This window comes from Arcicella sp. GW822-FHT02H01, assembly GCF_058802005.1.
The window spans coordinates 4,082,905-4,108,330 of the sequence record NZ_JBXANT010000001.1; the positions used below are offsets into that span (position 1 = coordinate 4,082,905).

Sequence of the window (25,426 nt, forward strand, 5' to 3'; positions counted from 1 at the left end):
ATGATGAACAATTTTAAATCATGGGTAAGTAAAGTCAATCAGGCTTTATTCAACCTTTTCTTACCGATAACCAAGGTAGGCGTATTTTTCCGACAAAACATCCATCATAATATTGTGACAAAACCTTTACTTTCTTATGAGAGAATACAACCCTCTCGTTTTCCAAAGAACATCACGCCATTTTTAATATTGTTGTGTTCCATGTTTTCTTCTTTTTATTTGAAAGCTCAGAATGCCCCTCTTGGATGCGATAAATACTACATGATTGTAAGTGAACTGCCAAATGCTACGCAAGGTAGTCGTTCGGAGATATACCCTTTTGGTGGTGCGGGAGCAGGTCCTGTGGGTTGTTCGATTAGTGGAGGTGGAGAGGGTATTGTAGTAGACCCGACTAAAAACGTAGCCTATATCGCTACCTGTTGTTTTAAATCAGAAATTTTAGTGTATGATTTAGCCAAAGGAGCTTACTTGACACCTATATCAGTGCCAGGACAAGATTTACTAGATGTGGTATTGTCTACAGATAGAAATTTTTTGTATGTAACTAGTTATCAAGGAGTAACAAAGATTAGTACAACTACTAATACCGTAATAGATATTTATAGAACTAACCGCTTAACAAATAAAGATGTTGGATTATGGGGCGTTGCTGTTAATCCTTCTAACGGAAGAGTATTTGTAGCTACAAACTATTTTTCTGGAGGTGGGGTAAGTACCATAGAATCTGTAGATTCAAGCTATGTGGGTGCTTCAACATTGTTTGCTACAGCTCCAAGTGGATACAATTACCGTGGATTAAACTTTGCCGCTGATGGTACTCTTTGGGCTGTTGCCGCTGGTACTACTGGTCCTGATAGACTATTTCATTATAATGCATCAACTGGCGTTTTAATTGGTTCATTCGATTTTATCACTCCTTCTATCACAGGAACAGTTGGCGATGTAGAGGCATACGATTTAGCTTTTGGTCCTGATGGTAATTTATACATTACTACTTATTATGGTGACTGCGTATCAAAATTTAATGTTACCACCAATACTTTTACGACTGAAATCGCTTATCAACCTGGGGAACAAGGTAAATCTATTGCCTTTGTATGTGGTAACTTAAAGTGTGCTGGCTGTGATGCACCCACTGTACTTGCAAGCGATATTAGCTTTACCCTCGGAACTTGTACAGGGTTTGTGCCTAACAACAATGGTACTGCTACGATTGCTAACCTTGTTTATAATGCATCAAAAGTTATTGAAGCTAGTATTAAAGAAGGCGAAACTTTTGGTACATCGCCAATTTTTGGTGCAGGTGCTAACCAAACGCTAGGTGCTGGACAAACATCATTCACTTTTACTGGTTTAAAGCCAGGAACTAAATATACTGTTCGTATCTGGTCAGGTAGTGATGCTTGTTATAACGACGTAACTTTTACAACATTAAATTTTAGCTCGAAGGTAATAACCTCAAGTGGGTCGATTCTGTGTAATCCTGGTATTGCTACACTGAATGCTACCTGTCCTGTAGGTTTAATCCCACAATGGTATAACTCAGCAACTTCAACCACTGTGTTGGGTACAGGAAATACCTTTATCTTTAATGCAACCTCAACCATTTCATTCTTTGTTGGTTGTAAAGCAAATGATAATCATTGTGGCGTGGCAACGGCTAATAGAACACAATTGACAATTTCTGTGAGTAGCACTCCAGCTCCTCCATTACCAGCGACGGTGGCAGGAGGATTAATATGTGGTGCTGGAAGCCTTGATTTAAAAGCTACTTGCGCACCTAGTTTTACTCCTATTTGGTATGATTCACAAAGTTCAGTAGTTATTTTAGGAGGAGGTAGTCCTTTCACAGTACCAGTAACTGCTACCAAAACATATTTTGTAGCTTGTAAAGATTTAGTGAGTGGTTGTGAATCGCCAGCAGGTAGTAGAACGCCAGTTGTGGCTACATTTAGCCCAATTCCTGACCCTGTCATATCAACTTCTACTTCACCAGTTTGTGCAGGTACAAATGTTATTCTTTCGGTTACACCAGCTACTTCTACGTATGCTTGGACGGGTCCAAATGGTTTTACTTCATCTGTTCAAAGTCCACAGCTTAATAATATTCAAGTTAGCCAAGGTGGAATTTATAGTGTAGAAGTAAGCAATGGACTATGTTCTAATACTACGATGATTAATTTAATTGTTTTTGATAGGGCACTGGGTATAACTGCCACGTCTACCAATTCAACTTGTGACCAAGACCTTGCAAAAAATGATGGTACGATAAAGCTTGCAGGATTTAGCACAAATTTGAGATATGATATTAGTGCAGGAGGAACTTATACGGGAGGAAAACTATACGCTACTTCAACGGCTATTCCAACTGACGGAGTGTTAAGGTCTGATGTACCTAATCCAACAACAGTTGTTCAGCAATATACAGTGCGTGTATTTAATGCAAATGATTGTTTTTCAGACCATACCGTGACCATCCAACAAGTAACTTGTGATTGCGGTGTTGCTAGATGTATTCCTTATACCATCAGCAAAACGAAAACCGCTGTTAAAAAAGACTTGATTCGTACAGTTGACTAATCATAAAATAATATTTTCGAAAAAGGCTAGATTCAATCATCTGAATCTAGCCTTTTTGTTTTAAACAAGTATTGTATGGGCGAGCCAAACTAAAATACCTTGCAAAAGCATGGTTCCATCTAAAATACCGTAATGATAAAAAGGAAGATTTTGGATAGACTTAATATTTAAAAAAAATATAGTACTGATTCCAGAAATAATAAAGGCAGGAAGGATAAAGTGAAAAGGAGCATTTGAATAATGAAAACAACTAATCAACAAGAATAAGACCATTAAGCAATTGGCTATTCCTAATGATTTTTTTCTACCAATAAAATTTGGAATAGTAGTTAATCCCGACTGAATATCAGCGTGCATATCTCTAATATCAAATGGAATGGTGATGGCAAAAACAAACAAAAAACGCTCGATAAGCATAATGCTAACGTGCTCTGAATCAAAATGCCTTCCTGATTGAATGATGGGCAATAATATAGTAGTTGCTGCCCAAACTATGGAAATAAGAAATATTTTTAGGAAGGGTATTTCTCTTAATCGAAAAAGATATTTTTGTTTTTTGAAGACGGGTAATGAATAAAAAAATGTAATTAAAGCAAAAGGAGCTAAGGTGATTAAAACTTCTTTTTTAGCAAGCAATACAGCGATTAAGAACCCTATTACAGAAAAAATTACTAAGACATAAAAGAGGTTTAAGTATTCTTTTAGCCACTTATGTTTATCATCATTTAAAGCCTCTTTATTGGTCAGTAGTGTAACAAGACGGTGTAAATTGTAATCAAACAAGGTAGCAAAAAAGATAATAAACAAATAAGGGTGCCACTGGGGAGCCATCCCCAATTGCAATTGGGTTTCTACCGTTAGTGCCACTGCCGCCAACGAAATGTAAATATTGGAGTTTATTAAAAAATTAAAAACCTTCAATGTTTTGAAAATTATCGGCGTTTTAAGAAAACGATTATAAAGTTAATAAACCAAAATTTTGGAGATTATTGACAGGCTTATTGAACCAAAACAATTCAAAATCTTCTAGTCCATACGTTTCGTAATGTGTTTTTACTTCTTGAAACGTATAAACTTTTGAACTTGAAGCTGAAATCAATTTAAGTATTTCAACCAGCCATTCGCCTTGCTTTTGTTCCACAGCAATATTAAAGCTTTCCTTTTTATCATGAAAGGATAGACTAGCAAGATTTAAGAGCCTACCTTTTTGGTTTTTGGTAATATACTTAACCGTTGGTTTTGTGCCTAACCAAACAATTTTGCTACTAGGCTTTAGGGAAACATCCTCCTCTTGATTGACGGCTTGCTCAATATAATTTTTGGGTATTTTTGTTTTAGGTATTTTAAAATCAAACCATTGATTCAAGTTTAAATCAAAACCAATACCATGCATAAAGTTGAATAGAGACTTTTTCAATCCGTCGCTAAATAACCCATGGTCTGTACCAGTTGGATCAATATGGAAAATGTCATTATTGGCAAAAGTGCCAATTTTAGCGCTTTCTTTTTGAACCTTAAATTGTTCAGGATACATTCCGACAGGGCTATGAGCCGTCATTGCGAATTGATGCCAAAAACCAGATTGTAAAATGCCCAATTCAAACATCTGGCGTACCATTTCTAGTGAATCAATTGTTTCCTGTGCCGTTTGGGTCGGGAAACCGTACATCAAGTACGAATGTACCATGATACCGGCTTCTGTAAAATTACGCGTTACTCTGGCTACCTGAGCTACCGTTACTCCTTTTTGAATTAATTCTAAGAGTCTATCAGATGCCACTTCCAACCCTCCAGAAACCGCAATACATCCAGAGGCTTTCAATAATAAGCATAGGTCTGCTGTAAAGCTTTTCTCAAAACGAATATTTGTCCACCAAGTAACGGTTAATTTTCGCCTGATAATCTCTAAAGCCAATGAACGCATTAGGGCAGGAGGGGCGGCTTCATCAACAAAGTGAAACCCATTTTGCCCTGTCTGAGTCATCATTTCCTCCATTCTATCACAGAGTATTTTGGCAGAGATAGGTTCATAAAGCTTGATGTAATCCAATGAAATATCGCAGAAAGTACATTTACCCCAATAGCAACCATGCGCCATCGTAAGTTTATTCCATCTGCCATCGCTCCACATTCGGTGCATAGGATTTACAATTTCTATGACAGAAATATATTTATCCAAAGGTAAATCAGCATAGTCTGGCGTACCCACAGCCGACTGTTTGTAATCATGTGTATGGCTATTATTGATGTATTTTACCTCGCCGTCTACTAACGTAAAAGTCCTTTTTAAATCTTCTTGTTTTCGCTTGCCTGCTAAATGTTCAATTAAATTATCCAAAGGTGCTTCACCGTCGTCTAAGGTAATAAAATCAAAAAACTCGAAAACTCTTTTATCAGAAAGCGAACGTAGTTCTGTATTCGGGAAACCTCCACCCATGGCAATTTTCACGGAAGGAAAATGTTTTTTAATCCATTGACCACAACGAAAAGCACTGTATAAATTACCCGGAAAAGGTACTGTGATCGCTACCAAGTTAGGATTGAAATCAACCATTTTAGTTGCTAAAATCTTGATGAGTAATTCATCTATATAAGTGTATTCTTGCGATAATGCTTCATACAGTTCATCAAAACTGTTGGCCGAGCGACCTAACCGTTCGGCATAACGGCTAAAGCCAAAATGTGCATCAACGCATTCAACAATAATATCCGAAATATCTTCAAGGTAAAGTGTAGCAAAGTGCTTGGCTTTATCTTGTGTTCCCATGGTTCCAAAAGCCCAATCTAGTTCTTCTAATTGAGTAAAGCGACTGGCTTCTGGCAAAAAATCTTCTTGACAAATTAAATGTGATAAAGTTGGGTTTTTCCCTTGTAAAAAAAGTATTACAGCATCAATCGTGTGGATATAGTGGTCTTTAAGGGCTATAATGCGTTGAGCGTTGTCTGATAATGGTAGTGCTTGACTTTCAATTTGAGCAAACAGATTCAACAGACCTTCTTTTGAAAAAAGGCTTAATATTACTTCAATTCCTAAATCAGCTTGATTAGAAATAATATGTTTCGTATTCAAAAAACCCTTTATATAGGCAGTAGCTGGATACGGTGTATTCAGTTGCGTAAAAGGAGGGGTTATTAAAAAAACTTTAGGATTGTTCAATGCCTGTTGTTTTTAATATGATAATATATAAATATGTAGGGACGTATTGCATACGTCTTGATGAATTAATAAACGTATTGTATTGCGATAATGGAATTCTATAATGCGTTTTAGGTTAATTGTGTTATTCGACGTATATACTATACTTATAAATTAATGGGAGCGTATGCAATACGCCCCTACGTTTATGTTTTATCGTGCCACTTCAATCTTATACTTCTTACCTTTCATCTTTTCATCACGAATGGTTTGTAGCAATTCTTTTACTTTTTCTTTTTTCACGGCAGCGAAAGAAGTGAAATCTTTTACCTCGATAAGTCCTAAATCACCTTTTTCTAATTTGCCTTTTTGAGAGAAAAAACCGACGATGTCAACCTTGTTGAGTTTGTTCTTCTTGCCTCCACTAATATAAATTGTCAGGAACTCAGGTGCTTGGGGCAAAGGATTATTTTCTGGCAATTCTAATTCCTCTAAAGAATCATCTACATAGCTCGGACGATGCTCATTACGAGAGAAAATTAAATAGGCCGTGCCTTCCGCATTCATACGAGCCGTTCTTCCGTTTCTATGAATAAACTCATGAGCCTGTAAAGGCAGGTGATAATGAATTACGTGTTTCATCTCAGGAATATCTAACCCTCTAGCCGCTAAGTCGGTCGTAACTAAATAACGAACACTGCCATTTCTAAATTGAATCAAAGCACGCTCACGGTCGTCTTGGTCCATTCCGCCATGATAAAAAATAGCATAAATACCCATATCTTGTAGTAGCTCGCAAGTACGTTCAGCGGCATCTCTATGATTTAAAAAAATCAAGGCAGATTCAGAATTAATTGAGCAAAGCAGATTGAACAATGCATCAATTTTATCTTTTTGTTCTGAAATAACCACTTTCATTAACAAACCCTCGGCTACTTTATCTTCTGGAATAAAATTCAATAAAGTAGGAAAAGAAACACCTGTAAATTCAGGAATTTTGATGCCTTTAGTAGCCGACACCAATACTCTTTTATTGAGTTTTCGTAAACCACCAATGATGAAAGACATTTGCTCATGAAAACCAAGGTCTAGCGATTTATCAAATTCATCTAATACCAAAGTTTTGATACCATCCAGATTAAAAGACCTACGTGTTATATGGTCGGCAATTCGCCCAGGAGTACCGATTAATACCGCTGGCGGATTACTTAAATTTTTAATTTCAGTACCAACATCATGTCCGCCATAGCAAACATTTACTTTATAGCCAGTTGACATTTTCTTCCAAACCTGTTCGATTTGTAAAGCTAATTCACGCGATGGAGTAAGAATTAAACACTGTACAGAAGGAACATCAGGCTTTAATAATTGCAAAATAGGCATTAAAAAACCAAGGGTTTTTCCAGAACCAGTAGGTGATATTAAAAGTATATTATTGTCTTCAACGATAGCTTTTTGAGCCGCTTCTTGCATCGGATTCAAAGCTTCAATCCCCAAGTTTTGAAGAATTTGTTGTGTTGTCTGATTGGTTTCCATACCACAAAGGTAAAACAAAATATCTGTTTAATTGGAGTAGAAAGAATATTGAGAATAGGGAGGTGAAAGAAGAAAACGAAAACATGAAATTTAGTATAAAATTCTTTAATGCTATTAGTTTAATAGACTTAATTATTTAAATTTATGACGACTTAATAACACCGTTATCATATAATAGAAAAAATATCAAATAGTCACTAGAACAATTACCTGTGTTAATTAAACAACAATAAATCTTCTACAAAATGACGACACAACAAGCTGAATTATGGCAAAAAATCAGAAATTTCTCACTTGATGATAACTCCGTTGTATTTAAGTTCTCTGACCGTGTTGCTCGTGAAAATGGATGGACAAAAGCTTATTCTCTTCGTGTGATTGAAGAGTATAAAAAATTTATTTTTCTTTGTTGTATTGCTGATACAGGCATAACACCTTCAGACTCTGTTGACCAAGTATGGCACCTACATCTTACGTTCACTAAATCTTATTGGGTTGATTTTTGTAGAAATACCCTAGAGAAGGAGATTCATCATAATCCTACAAAAGGAGGGGAGAAAGAAGCTTTGAAATTTAATGATTTTTATACGCATTCGCATCAATTGTATTTTGAAACATTTGGAGCAATACCACCAGAAGATATTTGGCAGGATAATCATACTCGATTCTCGGAAATAGACTTTCAAAGAGTGAACTTAAAAAAGTTCTGGTTAGTAAAGAAACCTAATATTTCGTTTATTCAAGTAATAGTCTTGCCAATTGCGGTTTTTATTTTGGGTTTGTTTGTCCAAGCATCTGGCAATATTCTCATGCCCATTATTCTAACTACCGTAATTATGACAGGCGTGCTTTATGCTGTTGTGAAAGCTGCGAATAACAATAATTTGGATAGAAAACGTTTTCCCAAAAATAACAATAATACAAATGCAGATACCACTAGTGGATGTTCTATTTCCAGTAGCTTTGATAGTGATAGTCATGAACATACTAATGATAGTGGTTGTAGCAGTGGTTGTTCTGGATGCGCAGCTTCTGGCTGTAGTGGTTGCGGAGGAGGTGGGGATTGAGGTTTTAAATTTTATTAAAAGTGATATAATATAAATATCTATTCATCCAAAATGCTTACGAGCTACTTGCCAAATAATTTTAGTTGGAACAGGCATAATTCCATTAGCTTGCTGTTGAATAGAAATATCTGCTATAATTTTCCAGTGCTTGGCTAAATCACGGTAGGCATTCCAAACTGTATTACTGGGGTCATAGATATGTCCAGGTTCTGAGCTGACACCATTTAACTCCATAATTTTGATATTTTTACCTTCGTATAAGTCTTCAATGGATTTTACTTTCATATCAAAACGGCCGTAATGAAAACCATCAATAGGTAAGGCGATTTTATCAAAAACTTGGTTGATTTTTTCATTAATCAAGAAGTTGTTATCTAAAAACTTTGTACCTCTGCAATGGTTGCCAATGGGCTCTAGTAAACGTTTTTCTCCTATAGGTATTACTTCTTTTATTTTTTCACCCAAACGTATATACATATTTTCTAATTGAAATCTGGCACGTGTATTTGCTTGCATCAATTCTTCAATGCTTGATTCTCCATCACCTATTACAGATAAAAACTCTTTACGGGTAATAGAGCTAACTTGTCCTGTTGACTGATTTGGATAGCGATAATAAAGCACCCCCAATTCAATATCAAAAGGAATAAACTCTTGAATAATGAAATCTTCTTGAACAGATTGTAGGTATTTTTCCAGAGATGTAACATCAGCAATTTTTTCTACCTGCGACCCTCTTTCTCCTATATTTGGCTTGCAAATGATGGGGAAATCAAGCTGATTTGCTATTAATTGTTGTTGAATACTGTTTAATGAAGTCCCTTTCGATACAAAGAAATAAGTTGGCAGAAATTCCGCAGGAATTTGTTTAAGAATCTCAATTTTACTTTCTCCAAAGAAACCCCCATAGTCAATACAAGGGTCGGCATTGGTAAAAAAAGTAAGTGAGCGAGTACGAGTAGCTTGATAAAGCCAATAGGGGAGTAGGGGAATATAAAACACCCACCATGTCCAATATTCAAAATTCGTAAGTTTAATGAGCCAAAGGGGTAATTGTATTTTATTCATATCACAAACTTACGCATATTGTGGAAATGGTAGATGTCGGTAATCAGACAGTTTTGGTTTTTATGCTGCTATATGCTTTATGCTGTAAGCTGTAGGCTTTTTTTGCTTTTGGACTTCGGCTTTTAGCTTTCAGTTAAAGCTTAGCTATCTATTTTTAAGAGCAATTACTAACGTCCTAATAAACAATTGGAAATAATTACTAATTCACAACTCGCTAACTAACAATTGAAAATAATCACTAATTCACAACTCGCTCAATCACTAACTAATCTACTGTCCTAAGTGTTGAATTTTATCCCTTCGAGGGATGGTCAGAATTTGTTTTTGTCGCCCGTCGATATAATGCACCTTTCCATTGATAAAAATCCCTTGTTCCTCTAGCATTACTCTTACTTCTTTACCGCCCCATTCTGGAATTTTTACTTTCGCATTTAGCTCTATCGCATAAGCCGTGTTTTCATTCAAAGGATATTCACCATTACCCGGTACGCCTCCTTGCATATCCCACATACCAATGGTTGTTCCTGCTGCATGACCGTGATAGCCTACTGGGTGCGAATATATTTGAGCCACCAGACCATCTTGTTCTGCTTTGCGGAGGGATAATGCTAAAATTTGATTGCCTGTCATGCCCACTTTAAAGAAACCCGTCATAATATCTTGTAGATGATTTCCCGCTACCAACGCCTTTCGTAAATATTCTGGAAGTTCTGCCTCTTCAGGACGTAATACATAAGCTAATTCTTGTACATCTGTATTCAACCGAAGATAAGTAATGCCAAAATCACAATGCAATAAATCACCTGGCAGTATTATATCCTCCGCTGGGCGACGGTCGTAAGGCCAATTAGTTTTGTCTGGGTCGGGTCGTTGAATATCCACCGTTGGATGAAACCAAGTATCTAGTTTTAATTCGGCTACTCTTTCACGGAGATACCAAACTACATCTTCAGTAGTAGTTACACCTGGAACAATTACTTTCTCAGAGAATGCCTCGGCTATAATTTGATGCGTAATACGGTCAAGGGTTTCGTAAAGTGCTATCTCACGAGGCGTTCTACTTTCTAGCCAACCAACAGCCAATTTTTCACTAGAGATTAGTTTCTCTTGGCTTTTCTTGGATAGACTTTGTACCAAACCCTCATGTTCAGAGTGTGATAAACCATCAGAATGTGCATATTGCTCTGAAACATCAATCGCAATTTTCTTAGGGTTTCGCTCCTCAATCAACGCAGAAAGACGTTTCCATTGATTAGGTTCTTCATCTGGTTTCCAAGCAGATTTAAAAATTGTTCCTACATTATAGCGAGCAACGGCCAAACATTCTAAGCCTTCTTTTTCACCCTTATCGTAAATCAATAAAATCGTTCTTCGACGAGCATTCAGCCAAGTAGATGGCAACATCGTTTTAATAATAGGGTCTTCGTTATATTCACGGGCAATTATTAACCACATATCAATACCTTGTTTTCGCATTAATGAAGGTAACAAGGTTTTAAAACGTTCTTCCAACAATTGGTCTTGCAAAACGGCTCTATCTTTTAATGCTAAAATTTTAGGAATATCCTGTGCATTAATGGAGTATGAGAAAATAAATAGGCTAATAAAGAGAAAGAATAGTTTGTTCATGATGAAGGAATTTGATTCTTATAAAAATAAGGGAATTTATCTAGATTCCTTCTTAAAAGTATGTATTCGTCTATGTAAATATTATTTCTGTTTTGATTATATTTGTTTTACAAACTTCGACACCCAATGACACCAGAAGAATATGCTAATGCTTATTTAGTAAATGAAATAACTGTCATTCAAAACTCATATAGAAAAAATGCTCTTTCTAAACTAAATGATTTTGAAAAGGCAATAATTTATAAATATACAGACGATGGTTTTGAAGAGGTGAATGAAAAGTTAAGATTAAATAAAGGTATAAATGATACGTATTTTGGTAAGCTTGTTTATAATAGTCTTAACAAAATAGATATTTTTATTGGGAATGTTTATAGAGGAGTTAATTTATCTACTGCTGATAGAAAACGCTATGAATTATCATTTTTAAATAATACTCCAGTTATTGAATATTCTTTTATTTCAACAAGTAGAAGTCAATTGATTGGGAATCAATTTGGTGATATTCGTTTTGAAATATTCACTACTACAGGTAGAAATATTGAAAATATCTCAAAATATCCTGATGAAAAAGAGGTTATTATTCCATGTAATGCTAAATTTAGGGTAATCAAAATTGATATTAATTTTATACAACTAATTGAAATATGATATGGGAGAGATAACAAAAGTTTCAGATAAAATTGAATTAATTCATACGCCTACTTTTTTTGAAGTAGAAGCTAGTTATTCTTTTGATGAAAAAGATGGAAAGCTAGAGTTGGAATGGATTGAAATGGAATTAGCTTTTGCCAAACAAAAATTAATTGAAGGAGCTTCAACGTTGCAGAGAAATACAATTTCACAATTGATGGATTTGATTGGAAAACTGACGCTAAAAAAAGAAAAATTAACTGAAAAACCTTTAGAATTATTCTCTAACGAATTTGATAATACAGAAGAAAATACTGCTTGGCATTTACATAAAAAAGCTCAATCTGGGTTTGAAACTAAGTAGTACCTTTCCCAAGCATTACTCACCTTGATGAATCCAAATATATTTTTTGTCATTCCAATAAATGATACCTCCAGCTAAAAATCCACTATCTTCATAAGCTTCAATTAGTATTGCTTCGTGTGATAATTTGATTTCTTTACCACCAATTATATCACCACTCTCTTTATCAAATTGTGTTTCTTTTGCCGTTTTCTCATTATAGACAGACCATTTGTCAATCCAGTTGAAATTATCTGAATCGCCTAATTTTTTACCTGCCCCAAATAAATGATACTCATTGGTTTTACCATGAATCAATAACACGCCTTTTTTCTTACTGAGTTTTTCAGTGGCAAGAACAGCAATATCCTGTGCTTTATCTGCATTAAAATCTGCTTGTAGAAATGCAGGTTTTAAAGATTGAATTATTATATATTTTTTATCTAATCCCTTTTCAATAAATGCTTTTTTAAACCAAGATGGTAATGCTTGAGCATTTGTCTTTAAAGAAGAAAGTAATATGAATAACAATAGTGAGAAATATTTCATGTTATAAAAAGAAGTTCGTTATATACGGATTTCTGTAAAAGTCTTGATATTACCAACCGATGTTGGTGAGTAATGCTGATATACAATCGTCATTTCAGTTGTTGTTTTTCAGTTTTCGTTTTAATCAATAGGTTCCCATAATTCAATTTTATTGCCTTCTGCATCAAGAATATGAACAAATTTACCATAGTCGTATGTTTCAATTTTATCAACAATGATTACCCCTTCTTTTTTCAATTCTTCAACAAGTGTTTCCAAGTTTTCAACGCGGTAATTTATCATAAAATCTTTCGTAGAAGGTTCAAAGTATTTTGTGGTTTCAGCAAAAGGCGTCCATTGGGTCTGTGCTTTCGTAGTGCTGTCTGGACTTTCATACCACTCAAAGGTTGCTCCGTATGGATTTGTCTCTAAGCCAAGGTGCTTTTTATACCATTCTGTCATTTTCTTTGGGTCTTTGCATTTGAAAAATATGCCCCCAATTCCTGTTACTTTTTTTATTTTATTACTGCTATTTGTTGTTGTGATTGTTTTAAAAGCAAAACCAAGACAAAAGGTTGTCACGAGAGTAAAAATTACAAGTATTGTTTTTTTCATAACTATCAAGTTTTTGTTTTGTTGCGATAGACTTTTATACCTATCATCAACGAAAAGTGCTTTTCTAAGCAAGATAGCCTTTATTATCCAAAAACCTTAGTCCCTTTTCCTGTAGTTATCAAACTAAATAAACTTGCTTGAACTAGCTGTTCCCAAGCCCCTGAACAAGCATCATAACACGCTATTGTCGGTATTAAACCAACGTGTGTAAAACGTACTTGTGTTTTGTTGTTTATTTCATTAATCTCAATAATTATCTTTGTACCTGTCCATTCAGATTTGTCGGTAAAAGAATTCAATTTACTATCGGTTACAAGCCAAACAATTTTTTCGTTCGGAATAAATTCTACTATTTTCTGTTTTGAAAAATGATGCTCCTTCATTCGATAATCAAACTCATCAGCCAGTTGATTGGTGTTGCCTTCAATTTCTCCTTGGCACCAGCCACGAACATTATTGATGGCACTAAATACTTCCTCTGGAGTTTGGCTTACAAAAAAGGTAGTGGTATAGTTGGATGTCGCCATTTTCTTTTCGTCTTCAGTTTGTGGGTTTTCTTGGCTGTTGGGCTGTCCAGTACCTGTTGTAATAAGGCTATACAAACTTTTTTTGATATAGGTGTTCCAAGCATTTTCACAAATATCATAACACTCATAATCAGGCACTAAGCCTACTTGTGTGAATTGTAGTTGTGTTTTGTCGTCTTTTTCGGTTATTTCAAAAACCATTGTATTGCCTTTCCATTCGTCTTTGTTTTGGGTGAAACTAAAATAGTTGTCTAGTACCTGCCAAATTACTTTTTTGTTAGGAATAAGTTCTATCGTTAGCATCTTGCAACGATGAACATCTTGATAATGATAGTTCCATTCGCTATACAGTTTGTCTGTAGTGCCTTCAATCTCTTCACTCCACCACCCACGAACATTGTTAATGGCTTTGTAAACTTCTTCCGCAGTATTATCAACTAAGATAGTTGTTGTAAAATTAGATGCTTTCATGTTTCTTTCTTTAGTATTATAATACAAATATATTGTCTAATATTTACTTTAAGGAGGTGTTAAATAGACTTTATAATGGGTTGATTTGGACAAAATAAATTGTTATTTTTACTCAAAAAAAGCAATGAAACATCTCACTATTATCGTTCCTAATGGCGAAAATAACCTTAGTAGTATTTCAGGTGCGTATGAAATATTTAATAAGGCAAATAACTATTGGAAAGAAAACTTCAAGAAAGAATTGTTTACCATTCAACTAGCTGGAATTGCTGAAAAAGTAGATTTCAATGGGGGATTATTTACAGTGAAACCACATTTGAATATTTCGGCTATTGAAAAAACAAATCTTATCGTTATCCCTTCCTTAAATCATAATTATAAACTTGCGTTGAAAGACAACGAGTTGTTAATACCATGGCTGGAAAAACAATATAAAAATGGAGCAGAAATTGCGACTATTTGTACTGGGGCGTTTATGCTTGCAGCATCTGGAATGCTTAACGGAAGAAGTTGTTCCACCCATTGGTCGGTTACTGAAAACTTTAGAATGATGTTTCCAAAAGTTAACTTGCAAATTGATAAATTAATTACTGATGAAAACGGCATTTATACCAATGGCGGAGCGTATTCATTTCTTAATTTAATGCTATACCTGATTGAAAAATATTATGACAGGCAAACGGCTATTTATTGTTCAAAAGTGTTTCAGATAGAAATGGATAGAAATACGCAGTCTGAATTTGTCATTTTCACAGGGCAAAAAAAACATGATGACGAAGTGGTTCTTCAAGCACAGGAATACATTGAAAAGAATATCGCCGAAAAAATCACTATTGAAGATTTATCTACCAAGTATAATATTAGTAGAAGAAATTTTGACCGAAGGTTTATTAAAGCAACGGGTAATACTCCTATTGAATATTCGCAAAGAGTGAAAATTGAGACCGCAAAAAGATCATTTGAAACCAACCGTAAAACGATTAATGAGGTAATGTATGAAGTAGGTTACACTGATGTAAAAGCATTTCGAGAAGTCTTTAGAAAAATTACAGGTATGTCTCCGTTGGAATATAAAGGGAAATATTACAAAGAGGCTGTATTGAATGTATAAATTTTGATAGCTACAAAGTCGTTTAGGAGCTCTGCTGACATTTTGGGCTTAGCAATGTAAGGGATGATATTCTTTAGAAAAATAGATGTTATAAACCAAAAAATATTTGGTTCATAGCATTGCTTTGTTTCTTAAAAAGTTTAATTTAGTAATTGCTATTTATTTTTATTTTATTATGTCAAATCAGCATTCACAACTTTATGTCAAAGCTAAACAAATATGGAGTACGGTAGTAAAAGAAGGCCCTGGTTATCCCTTAGAATTAAAATTACAACTGGAGATACACAAGCAACTTCTTAATCTCTTTCAGCCTGGTACTTATTACTATTATGTATTCAATATTTTTCAGGCAGATTTTGACTTTGTAAGTCCTGGAGTTACCAATCTATTAGGCTATCTGCCCGAAGAAATGGATATTCATAAATTCTTGGAAATAATACATCCTGAGGATAAACCCTACTTTATGCAATTTGAACAACGGATTGCTGAGTTTTTCAAAGATTTGCCGTTTGAGAAGATATCAAAATATAAAATGCAGTACGATTTGAGGATGCGTACAAAGGACAACCGTTATGTACGAATACTACATCAAGCATTGCAAATAGATTTTGACGAAACAAACTACTATCGTACTTTGGATGTAGACACAGATATATCACACATAAAAAAAGACGGAACACCTTCTTTTTCAATTATTGGACTTGACGGAGAACCATCATATTATAATATTACCGAGACCAATACCCTCACCTTATCAGAAGACTTGTTTACACAAAGAGAGCGGGTAATTTTAAAGATGATTGTAGAGACTAAAAGCAGTAAAGAAATAGCTAATACGCTTTTTATAAGTCCACATACGGTAAATGCTCATCGTAAAAACATATTGAAAAAAGCTAAAGTTACAACGCCTGTAGAACTAGTGTGCAAAGCATTACATGAAGGTTGGGTATAAATTATCAATTACACAGTTTAATGCTGCGAAAGCATCTATTTTCTCCGATTTCAACTGTATTATCTTGCTATTGATGAAAAAAAAATAGCTAGTACTAGCTATTTTTTTTTCATCAATAGCAAGATAATTTGCATTAGTTTTTATAAAACTGATTCACCTATAAATAATTCTTCTGAGTCTTTATACCTCTATTCTACCATGTGGTAAGCTAGAGGTGATTCAGATTTAGTTAAGCAAGTATCAAGTGGTTTCTGGAAGTCTTCATATATTATATAATCACTATAAATTAAAATTACTAAGATGAAAATTAAAGTTTTACTAATAACTTTTTTTTTAAGTGCAGTATTTGCTGACACAACATTAGGACAAGAAAAAGGCGAAATGACATATTCGCATCAATGTTTTAAACAATTGGAAATTACCGTAAAAAATTATGGTTACTTGAAGGATAATAAAGCTTATGGGTGGGGCGTCAAAATAAAAAACAATTATAAAACAGCGGTTAAATTCACCTACAAACTTTCAGTTGGCGATGAGAAGTCTGGAGGTGGTCAGCCAACGTATTATATAGAACCAGGAAAAACTTGGTCAGTTGACTGGGGAAGACTTGCTTTGTTACTTAAAAGTAGCAGTTCTGATGAATATAAAGTTGATATTTGGGGACTATGTTTTGAAGGATATGATTGTTCAGATAATAACTATTTTGATTGTGAAGGAAGACAGATAAAGGAGAAATTATTTGGTAGTAACTGGAAGAACTCAAACAGTACTGGTCAAAATGCTAATAAGAGCAATGATCAAAATAATTTTACAAATGATAATCAAAAAACAAACCAAGCTACTTCTCAAGCCAACATAATGGAGCTCATCAGTAAAAAAAATAACCTCTGTCAGGAAATGTTTAATCTAGTAAAAAAGAATGGAACTACCAACCCAGTATATGAAGAGCTATGTGCAGGTACCTCCTCTAATTATTCAATTAATGATTATGCCCGCTTAAACAATGATATTACCAGATTGGAAAATGCAATAGGTATGGTATCTAAACAAGCACAACAAGCACAAGAAAAAATAAAAGCCCAAGAAGTAGAACAACAACGAATAAGAAAAGCACAGGAAACAAAAAGAGCACAATTTGATGGCGCTATCCAAAATGGTGATAATGCCTTGAGCAGTAAACAATATGATAATGCAATGAGTTATTACAGTCTTGCAAAAAACTATGCTCAAAACTCTAATGAAAGTACTTTTGCTCAAAACAAATACAATCAAGCCTTTGAAGGGAAAAAAACAGCTGAACGCCAGGTAAGGGTTGAAAAACAGAAAGAAAAAGATAGACAAGAGAATTTAGAATATGCTGGTTTGGCAACAGGTATGGGCGGTATGATGGCTATGCTAAACGATAGCTATAGTTATAAATGGTATGCAATGAAATTTCAAGCTGGCTTAGGCTATGAGAATTTGCCAATATATAGTAATAATGCAAGCCAATATCATGTAAATAAATCGTATATAGAATCGTTTACACTTCCAACTTTTCATATGGGTTTTAAAGCTGGCTTTTTTAATAACAAAGCAGTATCTTTTGTGCTTAACCCTGGGCTGAATGTTGGGTTTAGTGCATTTAGCCCAGGGACAAGTGGTGGTTATGTTGAATATGGGTCAACAGCATCATTATATTTGAGCCATAAAGCTCACTCAAGATTTAAAGTTTTTGCTGAAGGTGGCTATTTCAAAAAAGAAGGTAATTATTCTTATGATGAAGATGCGGCTCGTGGGGGTAACTCTGCTACTGATGATGTTAGGAAAGGCACTTTAAAGTATGATATTATAAAATATGGGGGTGGATTTATGTTTCATTGGGTATCCGACGGAAAAGAAACCTATCTTCGCCCTGCTGTATTTTATGAAAAACCTTCTTTCTTTGCAAAAGATGCAAAACCCGTTTTAAGTTATAATTTTCAAGTAAATATCTTAAGCGAAATAATGTTTGATTTTAGTTATGCAACGGATTATTTCATTGGTGGAGAGGTTGCATATCCAACAACTTTGCAACCAGAAAAGATGGATTATTTCAGCATAAAAATTATTAAACAAGGTAAGTTGTTTTAGAAGCTGTTTAAACTTTCCCTTTCGGGTTAAACTAAGTCTTTTAGAATAGCTTGTTCCAAAATTTACTCAACATAGCGATGCTATGCTTCGCAAATTTTGAAAAAATCAATTCAAAAATACAATACTTTCACCTAAGAAACGGAAAGTTTAAACAGCTTCTTAAGCAAAGCATCACTTTTCTACTTTAAATTTTTAAAATAATTGGTATTTACAGTAAATTGTGTCACGTAATCACCCCACAAGTAGATTTACTGACTATATAAATAAGTAAGTTGTTTCAATTGTTTGTATTACTATTATGTTTAAAAAAAGATGCTCTTGTGGTTTTCTTATGCTCTGTAAAATAAGGTTTTTAGGATTGATTATGAAAACTTCATTACTGAAATCTCTCTTTGGAATGGCAGTAGTCTGCATAATTGTTGTTTGCTGTAAGAAAGACGAAGACCTGCTTATGGTGAATTTACTTTTGGTAGCACTACATATTCAGGAAGTTGCTATACAACGCCTTCCTCATCTTGTTCTGGTTCAACAGATGTAATGATTGTATCGACGAATAAGGTTAATTCTTATATTATTTATAATATGCCAGCCAGTAGTTCTGGCAATTTTACTATTACTAATGGTTGGAGTGGTAGCATCTCTTGTGGAGATATTTATGTATTAGCCGTAAAAGAAGCAGGAGCATTATCTGCCAGCATTAATGGAACGCTTACCAAAACAGGAGCGAAGTCGTTCACGCTGACAACAAACATGACCGATAGCCCTTCTATGTCAACTACTACTACAAGTAAGGCAAATGGTAATTATTAAGAAGCTAGAATACGGTAAAATAAGTAAACTTAAAATCGACAGTATTACAATAATATTTTATATAGTAGCTACACCTATTTTTGAAAAAACTATCTTCTCATTGATTCAAGTGTTGAGCAAAGCGTTATTGACACTAAAATCAGAAGAAGTCGCACTCAAACTTAAGTAACTAATGTGTTATATTTCAGCAAAATGTATTACTCTTATTTGTTGTAATTTTACAAGCAAAGCTAAAAGATTGAAAGTTAAAATTAAAGATATTAAATTTTCATAATAGTTAAATTTGTGTTGTTTGAGTAGGCTTTTATACCTATCATCAACGAAAAGTGCTTTTCTAAACAAGATAGCCTTTATTATCCAAAAACCTTCGTTCCTTTTCCTGTAGTAATCAAGCTGAATAAACTTGCTTGCACTAGCTGTTCCCAAGCCCCTGAACAAGCATCATAACACTCGATTGTTGGCACTAAACCAACGTGTGTAAAACGTACTTGTGTTTTGTTGTTTATTTCATTAATCTCTATAATTATTTTTGTGCCAGTCCATTCAGATTTGTCGGTAAAAGAATTCAATTTACTATCGGTTACAAGCCAAACAATTTTTTCGTTGGGAATAAATTCCACTATTTTCTGTTTTGAAAAATGATGTTCCTTCATTCGATAATCAAACTCATCATCTAGTTGATTGGTGTTGCCTTCAATTTCTCCTTGCCACCAGCCACGAACATTATTAATGGCACTAAATACTTCCTCTGGAGTTTGATTTACAAAAAAGGTAGTAGTATAGTTTGATGTCGCCATTTTCTTTTCGTCTTCAGTTTGTGGATTTTCTTTGCTGTTGGGCTGTCCAATACCTGTTGTAATAAGGCTATACAAACTTTTTTGGATGTAAGTGTTCCAAGCATTTTCACAAATATCATAACACTCATAATCGGGCACTAAGCCTACTTGAGTGAATTGTAGTTGTGTTTTGCCGTCTTTTTCGGTTATTTCAAAAACCATTGTATTGCTTTTCCATTCGTCTTTGTTTTGGGTGAAACTAAAGTAGTTGTCTAGTACCTGCCAAATTACTTTTTGGTTGGGAATTAATTCTATCGTTAGCATCTTGCAACGATGTACATCTTGATAATGATAGTTCCATTCGCAGTAAAGTTTGTCTGTAGTGCCTTCAATCTCTTCACTCCACCAACCTCGAACATTATTAATGGCTTTGTAAACTTCTTCCGCAGTATTATCAACTAAGATAATTGTTGTAAAATTAGATGCTTTCATGTTTTTTTCTTTAATATTATAATACAAATATATTGTCTAAACTTTACTTTAAGGAGGTGTTAAATAGACTTTATAATGGGTTGATTTGGACAAAATAAATTGTTACTTTTACTCAAAAAAAGCAATGAAACATCTCACTATTATCGTTCCTAATGGCGAAAATAACCTTAGCAGTATTTCAGGTGCGTATGAAATATTTAATAAGGCAAATAACTATTGGAAAGAAAACTTCAAGAAAGAATTGTTTATCATTCAACTAGCTGGAATTTCTGAAAAAGTAGATTTCAATGGGGGATTATTTACAGTGAAACCACATTTGAATATTTCGGCTATTGAAAAAACAAATCTTATCGTTATCCCTTCCTTAAATCATAATTATAAACTTACGTTGAAAGACAACGAGTTGTTAATACCATGGCTGGAAAAACAATATAAAAACGGAGCGGAAATTGCCACTATTTGCACAGGGGCGTTTATGCTTGCAGCATCTGGAATGCTTAATGGGAGAAGTTGTTCCACACATTGGTCGGTTACTGAAAACTTTAGAATGATGTTTCCAAAAGTTAATTTGCAAATTGATAAATTAATTACCGATGAAAACGGCATTTATACCAATGGCGGAGCGTATTCATTTCTTAATTTAATGCTATACCTGATTGAAAAATATTACGACAGACAAACGGCTATTTATTGTTCAAAAGTGTTTCAGATAGAAATGGACAGAAATACGCAGTCTGAATTTGCCATTTTCACAGGGCAAAAAAAACATGATGACGACGTGGTTCTTCAAGCACAGGAATACATTGAAAAGAATATCGCCGAAAAAATCACTATTGAAGATTTATCTACCAAGTATAATATTAGTAGAAGAAATTTTGACCGAAGGTTTATTAAAGCAACGGGAAATACTCCTATTGAATATTCGCAAAGAGTGAAAATTGAAACTGCAAAAAAATCATTTGAAACCAATCGTAAAACGATTAATGAGGTAATGTATGAAGTAGGTTATTCTGATGTAAAAGCATTTCGCGAAGTCTTTAGAAAAATTACAGGTATGTCTCCATTGGAATATAAAGGAAAATATTACAAAGAGGCTGGTTTGAATGTGTAACTTTTGATAGTTACAAAGGTTGTTTTAGGTTTGGAGGGAAATGTAGGTGTACTAAAGCCCCCTAATTCAAGCGTTAAGTAATGCGTTACTTGGGGTAGAATTAAATCTTTGCAGTCGGAGACTGCAATTTTATTTGTCGTTCTAAGTCGAACAAAGACTTAGAACAGCAAGAGGCACACAGAACACAATGAGATAGGCGTTCTGTGTGCCACAGACCACGGAAGAGGAAACTATTCACTCTGTATTAAAAATACTTAAACTATATAATTATTATGAAAGTCTATATGAAGTATTTACTTTGGGGGTTTGCTATTTGTGTATTTTTAAGAATTACTTTGGGATTATATTTTAATAATCCTCAAATAGATATAATCCTAAATCAATTGAGCTGGGTATATGTAATTCTTTTTTTTGTTGGAGTAGTGTCTATACGTGGATATTTTTATTTCCTTAAGAAGAAAAACATTAAATAGTTGGTTTTTTTGTGAATAATAAAGTTGTCCTTTTCCGCGGTCTGTCTGCCAAAGACCACGGAAAAGGATTGTATCTGAAGTGTATTACCCTACCCACAATCTACATCCACCACAATCCCAACTCCTTTAAAGTCTTTAGACAATTCTATATTTTGTACTTGCTCAGCAATAAATGTTTTGGCTCCTTTTAGGTTGATAGCCTTTTCTAATTTTATCAAAATCTCATACAAATACTGATTGCGTACTCTTTCAACTAATGGTTTTTCGGGGCCTAAAACTCTTTGTGTACCTAGCTTTTCGATTAGCTGTAACGCTAATGCTTTGGCTGCTTTTTCAGCATTTGGTTGGTCGATATGCTTTAATGTAATCTTGATGATGCGGGTAAAAGGGGGATATTGAAAATCTTCCCGCTCTTTGATTTCATCTTGATACAAGCCTTCATAATCATTTTCGATGATTTGTTTGAGTATCTTTTGTGTTGGGTTATTCGTCTGAATCAATACTTTTCCTTGCGTTCCTCTTCGTCCTGCTCGCCCTGCTACTTGTGTTAACATTTGGAAGGCTCTTTCAGATGAACGGAAGTCGGGGAAATGAATCATTCGGTCGGCATCAAAAACACAGACAAGACTAACCTTTTCAAAATCAAGTCCTTTAGATACCATTTGTGTACCTACCAATATATCTACTTCTCCACTTTCTACTTCATTAATTAACGTCTGGAATGCCGTTTTTGTGCGGGTCGTATCCAAATCCATGCGGGCAATCTTAGCAGTTGGAAAAAATAGTTGTAATTCCTCCTCTAGCTTTTCCGTACCATAACCTCTGGTTTTCAATTTAGCAGAACCACAAGCTTGACAAGTCTTCGATATTGGTTCGTGGTGTCCACAATAATGGCAACGTAATTCTTGATTACTGTAATGATATGTCAAGCTAACATCACAATTAGGACAAGCTACAATAGTATCACAATCTTCGCATTGAATATAAGGCGAATATCCACGACGGTTCTGGAATAATATGGTTTGTTGTTTCTTTTCAAAATTCAACCCCATCGTATCCAACATCATGTTAGAAAAATCGCCTTTCGTCAGCTTTTGCTTACGGGCTGTCTTGATGTCAATCAGTTCAATATTGGGCAACTGAGTGTTACCAAAACGCTCTTTCATTTCCACAAAACCATATCGCGCTATTTTAGCATTATAAAAACTTTCGATAGAGGGAGTAGCAGAACCCAACAACACTTTGGCTTTTTGTCGGTGAGCTATCACCACCGCCACATCTCTGGCATGATAGCGAGGGGCAGGGTCAAATTGTTTATAAGAAGTCTCATGCTCTTCATCTACGATGATAAGTCCTAAATTATCAAAAGGCAGAAACACCGCAGAACGCACACCCACAATAAATTGGAACTTCCCAGATACTACACCTTTCCAAACCTCAACACGTTCATTATCCGAAAAACGAGAATGATAAATGCCCATTTTATCGCCAAATACTTTTCTGAGGCGAACTACAATTTGGGTAGTCAAAGCAATTTCTGGTAATAAATACAATACCTGCGAACCACTTTCTAATACTTGTTCTATCAGTTTGATATAAACTTCCGTCTTGCCACTACCCGTAATACCATGCAAAAGTGTGGTGTCTTTTTCCTGAAAGCTTTGCATGATTTCAGAGAAAGCCCTGTCTTGTGCTGGTGATAAAGTAGGAGCGGAAGTTTCAACGAAATCAAGGTCTTCTTCAAAGCGACTAACGATTACTTCAAATTGTTCAAGGACACCGTTTTTCAAGAGGGTATTCAATGAACTTTCCGAAACTTTGGCTTTAGTCAAGGCACTTTTTTCTAATCCTTTTTTATTTAATGTTGGTGTGCGTAATACCGGGACATATTTTAAATAATTCAGGATGACATCCAATTGCTTTGGTGTTTTTTCCAATTCCCCAATTAGGGCGGTTAGGTAGTTAGTATCTTCATAAAAGGTATTGAGCCTGATTTTTTTTAGAATTTTAGGGGAATATTTTTCACGTACTTCTTCAAAAACAATAATTGCTTTTTTCTGAATCAAAGACTTGATGATATGGTAAACATTTTTGACTTCAGCAAAACGGGCTAGTTCATCATAATTTAAGGATTGATGTTTCTTGAGTTCCTCAATGATTTCTACTTCTCGTTCAGTTAATAATTCAGGCTTGTCAAATTCAGGATTAAACTGCACTTTCGATAAGCTAGAAATCTTTAAACCCGACGGCAAAGCGATGTTCATTACTTCCCCTACAGTACACATATAATAGTCGGCTACCCAATAAAATAGTTCTATTTGCTTCGTATTTACCAAAGGGGCGTCGTCTAATACTTCTAAAATATACTTGGCATGATATTTTTCTGGAGGTTTATTATGGATGCGCGCAATAATAGCAGTTACTACTTTGGTTTTGCCAAATTGCACAATTACTCTAAGTCCAGTAGTGATACTGGCAGCATATTCACGCGGTACACGATATGTAAAAGTATTAGGTACTGCTACGGGAACAATTACATCGGCAAAAAGGGTGATTTCTTCTGTATAGGATGATGTTTGATTATTTTCTGAGGATTGCATTTGCTTGATTGATGCCTTCTTGTTATTCAAACAGGAATAAAATGGATGCTAATATTAAGCTCGGTGTTGTCGAGATTAAATGCAATTTACGGGAAATAATGTTTTGGTAATACAGCCGACAAACCCAAAGTAAAGAAATATAGTAGTTTTGTTTAATAACATTTTATATAATCTAAACGTATTACCGTCTCATGAAAGCACTTATTATTTTCTCCGTCACTACTATCATTAGTTTTTTAGGTTCTTTTCACCCTGGCCCATTGAATATGTCGGTTATTCAAGTTACCCTTAGAAAAAGCCTAATAGCGGGTCTATGGATGACTATCGGAGGCGTACTTCCTGAAATAATTTATGGATATTTAGCCGTAGAAGGCTTAAAAGTATTTGATAAATACCCACAGGTTTTTGAAATTATGCAATGGGCTATATTACCTGTTTTGCTATTAATAGGATGGAAGTATTTGAAACCAAAGCAAATGCAGGAAGAGCTTTCTAAGTCTGAAGAAATAAATGTAGATATTGAAGTGACTTCTTATTGGGGGGACTTTATTAAAGGTTTTTTATTGTCGTTTCTCAATCCTCCGATAATGGCTTTCTGGTTAGTTATTTTGATTAATTATCAAAACTATGAATACTTAAGAGTTGAGTTTTTGTTTGATAAAATTGCTTTTGTGTTGGGAGCAAGTGCAGGTGCTTTTATATTAAATTATTTATGTGCTTTGATTGCCATCAAGAAGAAGGGAGCGATTTTTCAATATTTATCGCAGAATATGTTTGATAAGATTATGGGCTGGACTTTCTTTTTAATTGCTTTCGCTCAAGTGATAAAATTGTTGGTATTTTAATTAAAAAAAAG

Annotated in this window: 20 protein-coding genes; 10 read left to right on the forward strand and 10 right to left on the reverse strand. The window is 34.6% G+C overall.

What is annotated here, in order from left to right; all coding sequences use genetic code 11:
- Nucleotides 1-2,580 (forward strand): Ig-like domain-containing protein, encoded by a 2,580-nt coding sequence (locus AC1RNE_RS17035; RefSeq protein ID WP_492802488.1) that lies wholly within the window; start codon nt 1-3, stop codon nt 2,578-2,580.
- A gap of 60 nt (nt 2,581-2,640) precedes the next feature.
- On the opposite strand, the gene AC1RNE_RS17040 is transcribed toward AC1RNE_RS17035, so the two are convergent.
- The 3 genes from AC1RNE_RS17040 to AC1RNE_RS17050 all read right to left on the reverse strand — a co-directional run bounded on the left by AC1RNE_RS17040 (nt 2,641) and on the right by AC1RNE_RS17050 (nt 7,252).
- Nucleotides 2,641-3,501: a UbiA family prenyltransferase gene (locus AC1RNE_RS17040; RefSeq protein ID WP_492802490.1), complete on the reverse strand. Its 861-nt coding sequence runs from the start codon at nt 3,499-3,501 to the stop codon at nt 2,641-2,643.
- 34 nt (nt 3,502-3,535) lie between these two features.
- Entirely contained in the window at nt 3,536-5,737 is a 2,202-nt protein-coding gene (locus AC1RNE_RS17045; RefSeq protein ID WP_492802492.1) for a B12-binding domain-containing radical SAM protein, read from the reverse strand.
- Nucleotides 5,738-5,929: 192 nt separating this feature from the next.
- Nucleotides 5,930-7,252, reverse strand: a complete 1,323-nt coding sequence (locus AC1RNE_RS17050; RefSeq protein WP_492802493.1) for a DEAD/DEAH box helicase — start codon at nt 7,250-7,252, stop codon at nt 5,930-5,932.
- 245 nt (nt 7,253-7,497) lie between these two features.
- Here AC1RNE_RS17050 and AC1RNE_RS17055 point away from each other — a divergent pair, with 245 nt between their 5' ends.
- On the forward strand, nt 7,498-8,319 hold the full coding sequence (locus AC1RNE_RS17055) for a glycine-rich domain-containing protein (RefSeq protein ID WP_492802495.1): 822 nt from the start codon (nt 7,498-7,500) through the stop codon (nt 8,317-8,319).
- A gap of 42 nt (nt 8,320-8,361) precedes the next feature.
- Here AC1RNE_RS17055 and AC1RNE_RS17060 read toward each other — a convergent pair whose 3' ends face one another.
- Together AC1RNE_RS17060 and AC1RNE_RS17065 are read right to left on the reverse strand one after the other, a co-directional pair.
- Nucleotides 8,362-9,387: an ATP-grasp domain-containing protein gene (locus AC1RNE_RS17060; RefSeq protein WP_492802497.1), complete on the reverse strand. Its 1,026-nt coding sequence runs from the start codon at nt 9,385-9,387 to the stop codon at nt 8,362-8,364.
- A 270-nt stretch (nt 9,388-9,657) separates the two neighbouring features.
- Entirely contained in the window at nt 9,658-11,016 is a 1,359-nt protein-coding gene (locus AC1RNE_RS17065; RefSeq protein ID WP_492802499.1) for a M24 family metallopeptidase, read from the reverse strand.
- A 126-nt stretch (nt 11,017-11,142) separates the two neighbouring features.
- Here AC1RNE_RS17065 and AC1RNE_RS17070 point away from each other — a divergent pair, with 126 nt between their 5' ends.
- Together AC1RNE_RS17070 and AC1RNE_RS17075 are read left to right on the forward strand one after the other, a co-directional pair.
- Nucleotides 11,143-11,667 (forward strand): ADP-ribosyltransferase, encoded by a 525-nt coding sequence (locus AC1RNE_RS17070; protein WP_492802500.1) that lies wholly within the window; start codon nt 11,143-11,145, stop codon nt 11,665-11,667.
- A 1-nt stretch (nt 11,668) separates the two neighbouring features.
- Nucleotides 11,669-12,013: a hypothetical protein gene (locus AC1RNE_RS17075; protein ID WP_492802502.1), complete on the forward strand. Its 345-nt coding sequence runs from the start codon at nt 11,669-11,671 to the stop codon at nt 12,011-12,013.
- Between the two features lie 15 nt (nt 12,014-12,028).
- Here AC1RNE_RS17075 and AC1RNE_RS17080 read toward each other — a convergent pair whose 3' ends face one another.
- The 3 genes from AC1RNE_RS17080 to AC1RNE_RS17090 all read right to left on the reverse strand — a co-directional run bounded on the left by AC1RNE_RS17080 (nt 12,029) and on the right by AC1RNE_RS17090 (nt 14,133).
- Nucleotides 12,029-12,541, reverse strand: coding sequence for a hypothetical protein (locus tag AC1RNE_RS17080; RefSeq protein WP_492802503.1), 513 nt, complete (start codon nt 12,539-12,541; stop codon nt 12,029-12,031).
- Nucleotides 12,542-12,661: 120 nt separating this feature from the next.
- A complete protein-coding gene (locus AC1RNE_RS17085; RefSeq protein WP_492802505.1) occupies nt 12,662-13,135 on the reverse strand; it encodes a VOC family protein in 474 nt (157 codons plus the stop codon).
- Between the two features lie 83 nt (nt 13,136-13,218).
- A complete protein-coding gene (locus AC1RNE_RS17090) occupies nt 13,219-14,133 on the reverse strand; it encodes an SRPBCC family protein (protein ID WP_492802507.1) in 915 nt (304 codons plus the stop codon).
- A gap of 124 nt (nt 14,134-14,257) precedes the next feature.
- Between AC1RNE_RS17090 and AC1RNE_RS17095 the strand changes: the two genes are divergently transcribed.
- The 4 genes from AC1RNE_RS17095 (at nt 14,258) to AC1RNE_RS17110 (ending at nt 19,118) form a co-directional block, all read left to right on the forward strand.
- Nucleotides 14,258-15,244: a GlxA family transcriptional regulator gene (locus tag AC1RNE_RS17095; protein ID WP_492802509.1), complete on the forward strand. Its 987-nt coding sequence runs from the start codon at nt 14,258-14,260 to the stop codon at nt 15,242-15,244.
- Nucleotides 15,245-15,419: 175 nt separating this feature from the next.
- Nucleotides 15,420-16,196 (forward strand): LuxR C-terminal-related transcriptional regulator, encoded by a 777-nt coding sequence (locus tag AC1RNE_RS17100; RefSeq protein WP_492802511.1) that lies wholly within the window; start codon nt 15,420-15,422, stop codon nt 16,194-16,196.
- Between the two features lie 300 nt (nt 16,197-16,496).
- The gene (locus AC1RNE_RS17105) at nt 16,497-18,308 is read left to right on the forward strand and encodes a hypothetical protein (protein ID WP_492802513.1); all 1,812 of its coding nucleotides are present in this window, start codon (nt 16,497-16,499) and stop codon (nt 18,306-18,308) included.
- Between the two features lie 537 nt (nt 18,309-18,845).
- Nucleotides 18,846-19,118: a hypothetical protein gene (locus tag AC1RNE_RS17110; protein WP_492802515.1), complete on the forward strand. Its 273-nt coding sequence runs from the start codon at nt 18,846-18,848 to the stop codon at nt 19,116-19,118.
- 353 nt (nt 19,119-19,471) lie between these two features.
- Here the strand turns inward: AC1RNE_RS17110 and AC1RNE_RS17115 are convergent, their stop codons facing one another.
- Nucleotides 19,472-20,386, reverse strand: coding sequence for an SRPBCC domain-containing protein (locus tag AC1RNE_RS17115; RefSeq protein ID WP_492802517.1), 915 nt, complete (start codon nt 20,384-20,386; stop codon nt 19,472-19,474).
- Nucleotides 20,387-20,510: 124 nt separating this feature from the next.
- On the opposite strand from AC1RNE_RS17115, the gene AC1RNE_RS17120 reads away from it, so the two are divergent.
- The gene (locus tag AC1RNE_RS17120) at nt 20,511-21,497 is read left to right on the forward strand and encodes a GlxA family transcriptional regulator (RefSeq protein WP_492802519.1); all 987 of its coding nucleotides are present in this window, start codon (nt 20,511-20,513) and stop codon (nt 21,495-21,497) included.
- A 562-nt stretch (nt 21,498-22,059) separates the two neighbouring features.
- Here AC1RNE_RS17120 and priA read toward each other — a convergent pair.
- Nucleotides 22,060-24,570, reverse strand: a complete 2,511-nt coding sequence (gene priA / locus AC1RNE_RS17125) for a replication restart helicase PriA (protein WP_492802520.1) — start codon at nt 24,568-24,570, stop codon at nt 22,060-22,062.
- 191 nt (nt 24,571-24,761) lie between these two features.
- Between priA and AC1RNE_RS17130 the strand changes: the two genes are divergently transcribed.
- Entirely contained in the window at nt 24,762-25,415 is a 654-nt protein-coding gene (locus tag AC1RNE_RS17130; protein WP_492802522.1) for a LysE family translocator, read from the forward strand.
- Nucleotides 25,416-25,426: the final 11 nt, after the last annotated feature.